The sequence below is a fragment of the Thermus aquaticus genome (assembly GCF_001280255.1).
GTDB lineage: Bacteria > Deinococcota > Deinococci > Deinococcales > Thermaceae > Thermus > Thermus aquaticus.
This window is the reverse complement of record NZ_LHCI01000106.1, coordinates 1040993-1050119: the sequence shown is the minus strand read 5'-3', so window position 1 is coordinate 1050119 and position 9127 is coordinate 1040993. Positions and strand designations below refer to the sequence as shown.

General features: G+C 66.2%; 10 protein-coding genes. 4 read left to right on the top strand and 6 right to left on the bottom strand.

The window, feature by feature from the left end; translation table 11 throughout:
* Nucleotides 1-254 precede the first annotated feature (254 nt).
* Genes BVI061214_RS06780 through BVI061214_RS06755 form a run of 6 tightly spaced genes read right to left on the bottom strand, consistent with a single transcriptional unit; the run spans nt 255 to nt 6934 of the window.
* The gene (locus tag BVI061214_RS06780) at nt 255-1088 is read right to left on the bottom strand and encodes an ABC transporter ATP-binding protein (RefSeq protein WP_003048110.1); all 834 of its coding nucleotides are present in this window, start codon (nt 1086-1088) and stop codon (nt 255-257) included.
* Between the two features lie 56 nt (nt 1089-1144).
* On the bottom strand, nt 1145-2341 hold the full coding sequence (locus BVI061214_RS06775) for an ABC transporter substrate-binding protein (RefSeq protein ID WP_053767755.1): 1197 nt from the start codon (nt 2339-2341) through the stop codon (nt 1145-1147).
* Between the two features lie 13 nt (nt 2342-2354).
* On the bottom strand, nt 2355-3422 hold the full coding sequence (locus tag BVI061214_RS06770; RefSeq protein ID WP_053767754.1) for a branched-chain amino acid ABC transporter permease: 1068 nt from the start codon (nt 3420-3422) through the stop codon (nt 2355-2357).
* Nucleotides 3419-4267, bottom strand: coding sequence for a branched-chain amino acid ABC transporter permease (locus tag BVI061214_RS06765; RefSeq protein WP_156303236.1), 849 nt, complete (start codon nt 4265-4267; stop codon nt 3419-3421). Before BVI061214_RS06765 ends, BVI061214_RS06770 begins: the two co-directional genes overlap by 4 nt.
* Complete coding sequence (locus tag BVI061214_RS06760; RefSeq protein WP_156303235.1) at nt 4242-6176, bottom strand: long-chain fatty acid--CoA ligase; 1935 nt, start codon at nt 6174-6176, stop codon at nt 4242-4244. The genes BVI061214_RS06765 and BVI061214_RS06760 overlap by 26 nt, the downstream gene beginning before the upstream one ends.
* Nucleotides 6173-6934 (bottom strand): ABC transporter ATP-binding protein, encoded by a 762-nt coding sequence (locus tag BVI061214_RS06755; RefSeq protein ID WP_053767753.1) that lies wholly within the window; start codon nt 6932-6934, stop codon nt 6173-6175. Before BVI061214_RS06755 ends, BVI061214_RS06760 begins: the two co-directional genes overlap by 4 nt.
* Nucleotides 6935-7096: 162 nt before the next feature.
* On the opposite strand from BVI061214_RS06755, the gene rpmH reads away from it, so the two are divergent.
* From rpmH to BVI061214_RS06735, 4 genes are read left to right on the top strand one after another with little or no spacing between them, the layout of a single operon-like run.
* Complete coding sequence (gene rpmH / locus BVI061214_RS06750) at nt 7097-7243, top strand: 50S ribosomal protein L34 (RefSeq protein WP_003048093.1); 147 nt, start codon at nt 7097-7099, stop codon at nt 7241-7243.
* Nucleotides 7213-7581 carry a ribonuclease P protein component gene (gene rnpA, locus BVI061214_RS06745; RefSeq protein ID WP_082333161.1) on the top strand — a complete coding sequence of 123 codons (369 nt, stop codon included), beginning with the start codon at nt 7213-7215 and terminating at the stop codon, nt 7579-7581. The genes rpmH and rnpA overlap by 31 nt, the downstream gene beginning before the upstream one ends.
* Nucleotides 7582-7586: 5 nt before the next feature.
* Nucleotides 7587-7835: a membrane protein insertion efficiency factor YidD gene (gene yidD, locus BVI061214_RS06740; RefSeq protein WP_003048091.1), complete on the top strand. Its 249-nt coding sequence runs from the start codon at nt 7587-7589 to the stop codon at nt 7833-7835.
* Nucleotides 7832-9124, top strand: coding sequence for a YidC/Oxa1 family membrane protein insertase (locus BVI061214_RS06735; protein ID WP_053767752.1), 1293 nt, complete (start codon nt 7832-7834; stop codon nt 9122-9124). Before yidD ends, BVI061214_RS06735 begins: the two co-directional genes overlap by 4 nt.
* Nucleotides 9125-9127 lie beyond the last annotated feature (3 nt).

The window sequence follows — 9127 nt, the reverse complement described above, 5'->3', positions numbered from 1 at the left end:
TGGAGGACTTTTACGACAGCCTCTTAGACCCCCATCTCCCTCTTGAGGGCCAAGAGGGCCTCCAAGGACTATGAGGGCCAGGGCCGCGTAACTGCCCCTGGAGGACTTTTACGACAGCCTCTAAGTACCCCACCGCGGCGGGGGCCCCAGAAAAGCCCTTCCCCAGCCCGGACTTGGGCCATAGAGTGCGGGCACTTAGGGCAAGCCCCTAAGGGACCTTTTGGGCCCCCATGCGTAGGCCAGCATGGGGTGGACTACATGAAGCGCTTGCGCCTCTTGTAGGCCTTGACCTCCTTGAAGCTCTTCCGCCCGCCCCCCTTGGCCACGCCCAGGTAAAACTCCTGGACGTCGGGGTTTTCCAGGAGGTAGTCCCGGTCCCCCTCGAGGACCACCCGGCCCGTCTCCATGATGTAGCCGTAGTGGGCCACGGAAAGGGCCACCCGGGCGTTCTGCTCCACCACCAACACCGTGACCCCCTCCTCGGCGTTGACCCGGGCCACGATGTCAAAGATCTCCCGCACCAGAAGGGGGGCAAGGCCCAGAGAGGGCTCGTCCAGGAGGAGGAGCCTGGGCTTGGTGAGGAGGGCGCGGCCGATGGCGATCATCTGCTGCTCCCCCCCCGAACAGTACCCCGCCAAGCGGTGGCGGAGGTCGGCCAAGCGGGGGAAGTAGTGGTAGATGCGCTCCAGCTCCTCCTTCAGGTTCACCCCCCGCCGGGTCAGGGTCCCCACCAGGAGGTTCTCCTCCACTGTCAGGTGCTTGAAGACCCGCCGCCCCTCCAGGACCTGCACGATGCCCTTCTTGACGATCTCCTCCGGGGGCCGGTTGTGGATGGGCTCGTTTCGGTAGAGGATCTCCCCTCGGACCACCTCCCCGTCCTCGGGGATGAGAAGGCCGGAGATGGCCCTTAGCGTGGTGGTCTTCCCGGCGCCGTTGGGGCCCAGGAGGGCGGTGATCCGCCCCTCCGGCACCTTTAGGGAAACCCCCCGGAGCACCTGGATGATGTCGTGGTAGACCACCTCAATGTTGTTGACCAAAAGGAGAATGGGCCCCAGGTCCTCGGGGCGGGTGGGGTTCAGGGTGTCCATGCCGTGGCCTCCAAAAGGGGGGCCGAGGCCACAGGCCCCAGGCCCCCCGCCATGGGCTACTTGCCGTAGTGGACCTTGCGGAAGAGGGCCGAGGTGAAGGGCTCGGTGACGGGCACGAAACGGCCCCCCTTGGCCTCGAGGATCCTCAGGCCCTCGGCCCCGGTGCGCTCGCTCTTGGTGAAGTCCACCTCAATCCCCTGCTTGGTGGAGACCGCCAGGCCGGGCCGGAAAGCGTTGGGTCCGTTCATGGCCACGATGGCCTGGTAGACCGTCTCGTTGTTGATGCGCTTGAAGCGCTCCTGGGCCCGCCGCATGGCCTCCACGGCGATGGCCGCCGCCAGCATCCCCGCGGTGTAGTTGTGGTTCTGGGCGTAGCCCGCGGGCCTGCCAAAGCGGGAGACCAGCTCCTTCTGCAGGCGGATGCCCGGGGTGTCCTCCTCGGGGGTGAAATAGGGGCTCGCCCAGAGGAAGCCCTCCACCGCCTCCCCCGAAAGCTGCAGGAGGTCCACGCCGCCCGTGTAGACCGCCCCCAGGTGGCGCATCTTGCCGGAAAGCCCTAGCCTGCGGGTGTCCTTGAGGATGTTGGCCACGGGCCCGGCCACGTTCTGGTGGACCACGAACTCCACCCCGGCCGCCTCAAAGCGGCGGAGGAGGGCGGTGTTGTCCAGGTTGCCCGCCCCCACCTCCTGCACGTCCACGATCTGCAGGCCCAGCAGCTGGGCCGCCTTGCGGGCCGCCTCCACCGGAGCCCGGCCGAAGGGAGAAGGGTGAACCACCAGGGCCACCTTGGCCCCCTTCTTCTGCTTGGCGATGTACTCCAGGAGGGCCACCACCTGCTCGGAGTAGGTGGAGACGGGGATGAAGAAGTAGTCCCCGTTGGGGGGGTCAATGAGGCCCACGTGGTTGGAGGCGGGCAGGGTGGGGATCCGGAGCTCCTGGATGAGGGCCTTCATCTGGAGCATGGCCCCCGTGGAGTACCCCAGGTAGACGGGGATCTTGAACCGGTCCACCGCCTCCTCAAAGAGGCGCTGGGTGGTAGCGTTGTCGTAGCGGTCATCCCGCACCACGCAGTTCAGCACCACCCCGGGGATGGACCGGGCCATGTGCCGGCAGTAGTCCTCAATCGCCGCCCCGTAGGGAGCCCCCGTCTCCGAGGTGGGACCGGTGATGGCCCCCGACCAGAAGAGGGTCACCTGTTGCTGGCCTAAGGCCAACCCCAAAGCCGCCAAAACGCCTAAAACCGCCTTCCGCATACCTATCCCTCCCTTAGTACTTGAACGGCCAGGTGCGGAAAAAGCTCCGCACCAGTCGCCACCAGTTGTAGAGGCCTCGAGGCTCAAACATGAGGAAGAGCAGGATCACGAGGCCGAAGACCAAAGGCCGGAGGGCGCTGGCCACGTCCACCCCGGCCACGCTGAAACCCAAGCCCTTGATGAAGTTGGAAAGCGCCTCCATGTTCACGTCCAGAAGGACCAGGAAGCCCGTCCCCAGGAAGCTTCCCACCAGGGTGCCGAGCCCCCCCACGATGGCCATGGCCAGGTACTTCACCGAGTGGGCGAAGACGTAGTCCTCTATGACCACCGCCCGGGAGAGGTAGGCGTAGAGGACCCCCGCCACCCCGGCGTAAAAGGCCCCCAGGGCGAAGGCGAAGAGCTTGGTGCGCCCGGGGTCCATGCCCATGGCGTCGGCGGCCCGGTCGTTGTCCCGCACGGCGATGAGGGCCCGGCCGTACCGGGTCCTGAGGAGGTTCCGCCAAAAGAGGGCCAGGACCACCAGGGTGGCCAGGCTCACGTAGTACCAGAAGTGGAAGTGGTTGCGGAAGCCCGCCTCATAGCCGAAGAGGCTGGCCCGGGGCATGTCCATGGCCCCCCCTTGCTTCAGGAGGGGGGAGTGGCCCACGGTCCACTCAAAGATGATCTGGAAGGCCAGGGTGGCCAGGGCCAGGTAGAGGTGCTTCACCCTCAGGCTCGGAATCCCCACCAGGAAGCCGAAGAAGGCGGCCACCAAGCCCCCTATAGGGATCAGAAGCCAGAAGGGAAGGCCCAAGGGTGCCAAGAGGGCAGCCGTGTAGGCCCCTACCCCCATGAAGGCCGCCTGGCCGATGTTGATGAGGCCGGCGTAGCCGGTGGTGATGTTGAGCCCCAGCACCGCCACGCTGTAGACCAGGATCAGGTCCAGGATGAAGACCTGGGTCCGGGAGAGGAACTGGGGGAGCAGGAGGAGAAAGCCCAGGAAAAGGAGGAGGGAGACGAGTTCCCGGTGGGTGGCGAAGATGCTGGTGTCCTGCCGGTAGTCCGTGCGGTAGTTGCCGGTCTGGGCCCAAGGGTTTCTCATACGCGCTCAATCTCCTCCGTGCCGAAAAGGCCATGGGGCTTGAACCAGAGGACGAGAAGGAGGACCAAGAAGGGGAAGACCTCCCGGGTACCGCCGCCAGGCACCAAGGGGTCCAGGAAGCCCGCGGCCAGGTTCTCCAAGACCCCAATCAGAATGCCCGCCACCACCGCTCCCGGTATGGAGTCCAGCCCGCCCAGGATGACCACGGGGAAGACCCTGAGGCCGATGTGCACCAGGCTGTCCAGGTTGAGGCCGGAGATGGTGCCCACCATCACCCCCCCCGCGGCTGCCGTGAGGCCGGCGGCGGCCCAGGCCAGGGCGAAGACCTTGGCCACGGACACCCCCAGGCTCATGGCCGCCATCTGGTCGTCGGCCACGCTCCGCATGGCCACGCCCAGGGTGGAGCGCTGGAAAAACCAGCCGAAGGCCAGGATCAGGGCCAGGGTGAGCCCCAAGGCCAGGAGCTGGGCGTAGGAGATCCGGGCCCCCAAGAGGGTCACCCCGCCCTCGGGAAGGAAGGAGGGGTAGCCGTAGCTCCCCGCCCCGTAAGGGGTGAGGTGGAGGACCCCGTCCAGGAAGAAGGCCAGGCCGATGGTGGCCATGATGACGGAGATGATGGGCTGGCCCACCAGCCTTTTCAGGAAGACGCGTTCCAAGGTGTAGCCCACCACGGCCGTGAAGCCCAAGGCCAGGGGGAAGGCCAGAAGGAAGGGAAGCTTGAGGGTAACCAGGAAGAAGTGGGCGGCGAAGGCCCCAATGGCCAGGAGCTCCCGATCAGCCCCAGGACTATCCCAGATACCAGAAGCTCCACCAGAAAGCTCATACGGGCACCTCCGCCACCACATCCAAAACCGGAACCTTGGCCCGCACCCGCTGGACGCTACCGTCCTGGTAGCGATACTCCGCCTCCACCTCCACCTCCCTTGCCCCGGAGTAGAGGGCCTCCACCAGGGGGGCGTACTTCTTGGCGATCAGGCCCCGGCGCACCTTGCCGGTGCGGGTGAGCTCCTCGTCGTCGGCGTCCAGGAGCTTGTAGAGGAGGACGAAGCGCCGGATCCTAAGCTCCTCGGGAAGCTCGGCGTTCACCTTTTCCACCTCCTTGCGGATGAGCTCGGCCACCTCAGGCTTCAAGGAGAGGTCCAGATAGGTGGTGTAGGCCAGGCCCCGGTCCTCCGCCCACTTGCCCACGGTCTGGGGGTCAATGTTGATGAAGGCGGCCAGGTAGGGCTTGCGGTCCCCGAAGACCACGGCCTCCTTGATGTAGGGGGAGAACTTCAGCTTGTTCTCCACGAACTGGGGGCTGAAGACGGTGCCCCTCTCGGTGCGCATCACGTCGGAGAGGCGGTCAATGACCACCAGGTGGCCGTCCTCCGTCAGGTAGCCGGCGTCCCCGGTGTGGAGCCAGCCTTCCCGGAAGGTCTCCGCCGTGGCCTCGGGCCTCTCCCAGTAGCCGGCGCAGACGGCGTCCGAACGCAGGAGGATCTCCCCTTCCTCGCTGATCCGGACCTCGGTGCCGGGGATGGGCTTGCCCACGGTGTCGTAGCGGACATCCCCGTCCCGGTGGACGAAGGCGATGCCGTTGATCTCCGTCTGGCCGTAGATCTGCTTGAGGTTGACCCCGATGGCGTGAAAGAAGCGGAACACGTCGGGCCCCAAGGCGGCCCCGCCGGTGTAGGCCCGCCGGAGGCGAAGGAAGCCCAGCTGGTCCCTCAAGGGCTTGAAGAGCACCTGGTCCGCCAGCCAGTAGGCGAGGCGAAGGCCTAAGGGCATGGGCCTACCCCGCATGCGGTACTCCGCCGCCCGGTAGCCCACCCTAAGGAGCCTCTCGTAGACAAAGCGGTTAAAGGCGTAGCTTTCCGACATCCGCACCCAGATGTTGCTCTGGATGCTTTCCCACACCCTGGGGGGGCTGAACATGACGTGGGGGCCGATCTCCTTCAGGTCCTGCAGGGCGGTCTCCACCGCCTCCGGGAAGTTGACGGCGAAGCCCCCGGTGAGGGCCATGGCCACCGACATCATCTGCTCCCCGATCCAGGCCAGGGGCAGGAAGGAGAGGTAGTCGTCGGTGGGCAGGAGGGGGTCCACCTCCTGCAGGGCCACCCCCATGTGGACCATGTTGCGGTGGCGGAGCATGGCCGCCTTGGGCCTGCCCGTGGTCCCCGAGGTGGAGGAGAGATGGCAGACCTCCTCGGGGCTGGCCTCGAGGAGGAGCCTCTCCACGGCATCGGGGTGCTTCCTGCGGTGCTCCCGCCCCCTTTCCAGGACCTCCTCAAAGGAGAGGAGCCAGGGGTCCCGGTAGCCCCGCATGCCCTTCTCGTCCTCGTAGATGACGTGGCGGACCTTGGGGATCTCGGCCCTCACCTCGTAGAGCTTGTCTACCTGCTCCTGGTCCTCCGCCAGGACGACGCTGGCCCCGGTGTAGCTCAGCATGTAGGCGATCTCGGAGGGCAGGCCGGACTGGTACACGCCCACGCTGATACCCCGAACCGCCTGGGCCCCGAGCTCGGCGTAAAGCCACTCGGGGATGTTGTCGGCGATGATGGCGAGCCGATCCCCCGGCGCAAAGCCTAAGGAAAGGAGGCCGTGGGCGAAGAGGAGGACCTTCTCGTAGTACTCCCCGTAGGTGACCTCGTTCCAGATGCCCAGGTCCTTCTCCCGGAGGGCCACCCGGTCCCCTTCCTCCAGGGCGCGGAGCCTGAGGAGCTGGGGCAGGGTGTAGCGCTTCATCTCGTAGGAGGGGCGTAGGGCCTTCACGCTTCCACCCCCATGTAGGCCTCCTGGACCCGCGGGTTTTGGGCCACCTCCAGAGGCGGCCCCTCGGCGATGACCTGGCCGAAGTCCAGGACGTAGACCCGGTCGGAGATGTCCATGACCACCCCCAGGTCGTGCTCAATGAGGACCACGGTGGTGCCCTGGGCCTTGATCTCCAGGATGAAGCGCACCATGTCCTCCTTCTCCTCCAGGGTCATGCCCGCCATGGGCTCGTCCAGGAGGAGGAGCCTGGGGGAGAGGGCCAGGGCCCGGGCCACCTCCACCTGCTTCCTGACCCCGTAGGGCAGGTTGCCCACCAAAGCCTTGCGGTAGGGCTCCAGCTCCATGAAGTCTATGACCTCCTCCACCCTCCTGCGGTTTTCCACCTCGAGGTCCAAAGCCCTCCCGTAGAAGGCCCCGGCCTGGAGCAGGCCGTAGCGGAGGTAGGTGTGCCGGGCCAGCATGAGGTTTTCCAGGACGGTGAGGCCGGAGAAGAGCTCTATGTTCTGAAAGGCCCGGGCGATGCCCCGCTTGGTGATCTCGTGGGGGGAGGCCCGGGTGATCTCGTGCCCCTCAAAGAGGATGCGCCCTCGGTTTGGGTGGTAGAAGCCGGAGATGCAGTTCAAAAGGCTCGTCTTCCCCGCCCCGTTGGGGCCGATGACCGAGACCAGCTCCCCCTTCTCCACCGCCAGGGAAACCGCCGACAAGGCGGCTAGACCGCCAAAGGTTAAGGTGACGTTCTCCACCAGTAGCTGGGCCACGGGCTTCCTCCCTAGAGCCGTTTGGGGGGAAGTATAAGGGGAAGGCCCGAGCCTGTCAACGTTATGCCGCCCGGGTGCAAAAATCCGTTAGACCCAATGCAGGCCCTCTTGTGCTACACTCTTTAGGGTATCGGGGCCCGTGGGGCCCAGGGAGGGAAATGGATGAAAAGGACCTGGCAACCCAACCGGAGGAAGCGGGCCAAGACCCACGGCTTCCGGGCCCGCATGAAGACCCCAGGCGGCAGGAACGTGCTGAAGCGCAGGCGAAGAAAGGGCCGCTGGCGCCTGACGCCCAAGGTAAGCGGCTAGGCCAAGGCCCCCCCAAAGCGGGGGGCAGGCTTCTTTCCTTAAAAGGGGACCGGGCTTTCCAGCGCCTGCGCAAGGGCAGGGCGGGAAGGGGCAGGTTTGTGAGCGTGAAGTGGCTCCCCGCTCCCGAGGCCCGGGTGGGGATCGTGGTCTCCAAAAAGGTGGGCAAGGCGGTGGTGCGCAACAAGGTGAAAAGGCGCCTTCGGGAGATCCTCCGCCGCCTTCACCTCCCCAAGGCCCACATCCTCCTGGTGGCGAGCCCCGAAGCGCGGGAGGCGGGCTTCGCCGAGCTCTTCCAGGACGTGGTCCGGGCCCTCAGGAAAAGCGGGCTGATACAATAGGCGGCGTGCGCGGCCTCTTGATCCTGCTCGTGAAAGCTTACCGCCGGTTCATCTCCCCCCTGAAGCCCAGGACCTGCCGCTTCCACCCCACCTGCTCCGCCTACGCCCTCGAGGCCCTAGAACGGCACGGGGCCCTCTTGGGTAGCTACCTGGCGGCGCGGCGCCTTCTAAGGTGCCACCCCCTCCACCCCGGGGGGCTTGACCCCGTGCCCCCCGTCTTCCCGCCCAAGAAGGCCAAGGAGGGCCTCCGATGAGGCGCCTTATCGCCCTCGCCCTCCTCCTCCTTCCCGCCCTGGCCCTGGAGGCGGGCTTCAAGGACGTGGACGTGAACGGGGACGGCGTGCCGGAAAAGGTGGCCGTCACCAACCTCGTGGACCTGGCCTTTGACCAGAAGGGCCAGGTGGTGGGCTGGTACGTCAAGACCTACAAGGGCACCGCCATCGGCGACTACGCCAAGGCCCCCAACCTCAGGGCGAATGGCCCCGTGGTGAGCCCGGCGGGCTTTACCCCAACGAAGGCGGAGTTTTTGGTGGAGGACGGCCGCCTCCTGGCCCGCTTCCAGGGCCAGGAGGGCACCCTCACCTACGAGATCGCCAAGGGACGGTACACCGTGGGGGTCCGGGCGGACTTCCCCCTTACCCTAAGGCTTTCCGCCCAAGGGGCTCCCCGGGTCCTCCTGGAGGGCCAAGGGGAGCCCCTCCCCAGCGGGGAGGGCCGGTTCCGCTACCTGGCCTGGCAGACCCGGCCCAAAGCGGGCTATGCCCTGGTGGCCTTCGGAGAGGGGCCCCTCGAGGGCAAGCTGGTGGGGAAGGAGGGCGAGGTCCGGCTACCCCCGGGCCAGGAGGTCAAGGTCTACGGCGGGCAGAACGAGCTGGTGCGCTTCCACGTGGAGGGCCTCCTCGCTCTACCCGGCCTCTTCACCCCCAACCTCTGGGGCCAGCTCTCCTTGGGCCTTCTTTGGATCATGGAGATCGCCTTCCGCTACACGGGGAGCTGGGGCCTCGCCATCCTCTTCCTGACCCTGGTGGTGCGCCTCCTCCTCTGGCCCCTCATGCACCAGCAGTTCAAGAGCATGGCCGAGATGCAGCGCCTCCAGCCCCTCATCCAGAAGATCAACGAGAAGTACAAGGACGACCCCAACAAGCGGGCAGAGGCCACCATGAAGCTCTACCAGGAGCACAAGGTGAACCCCGCCGCCGGGTGCCTGCCCCTTTTCATCCAGATGCCCATCCTCTTCATCCTCTGGAAGGTGATCGCCAACTACGAGTTCGGCCAGGGCCTCCTCTGGATCCCCGACCTGGCCCTGCCCGACCCCTACTACATCCTCCCGGTCCTCTACGTGGCCTCCACCCTCCTCTCCACCTGGCTCTCCGCCCACGGCAACAAGGACGTCATCCGCCAGGGGCTTTTCATAAACTTGATCTTCGTCTTCCTGGTCCTGCAGTTCCCCGCCGGGGTCACCCTCTACTGGGTCCTCTCCAACCTCATCGGCCTCTTCCAGCAGTGGCTCATCAACAAAAGCCTCAAGCCCCTGGCGGCGTAAACT

Bases quoted from the DNA above. Each gene is read 5' to 3' on its own strand.
- BVI061214_RS06780 (WP_003048110.1), bottom strand. From the start codon at position 1,088: ATGGACACCCTGAACCCCACCCGCCCCGAGGACCTGGGGCCCATTCTC.
- BVI061214_RS06775 (WP_053767755.1), bottom strand. From the start codon at position 2,341: ATGCGGAAGGCGGTTTTAGGCGTTTTGGCGGCTTTGGGGTTGGCCTTA.
- BVI061214_RS06770 (WP_053767754.1), bottom strand. From the start codon at position 3,422: ATGAGAAACCCTTGGGCCCAGACCGGCAACTACCGCACGGACTACCGG.
- BVI061214_RS06765 (WP_156303236.1), bottom strand. From the start codon at position 4,267: ATGTGGTGGCGGAGGTGCCCGTATGAGCTTTCTGGTGGAGCTTCTGGT.
- rpmH (WP_003048093.1), top strand. From the start codon at position 7,097: ATGAAAAGGACCTGGCAACCCAACCGGAGGAAGCGGGCCAAGACCCAC.
- BVI061214_RS06735 (WP_053767752.1), top strand. From the start codon at position 7,832: ATGAGGCGCCTTATCGCCCTCGCCCTCCTCCTCCTTCCCGCCCTGGCC.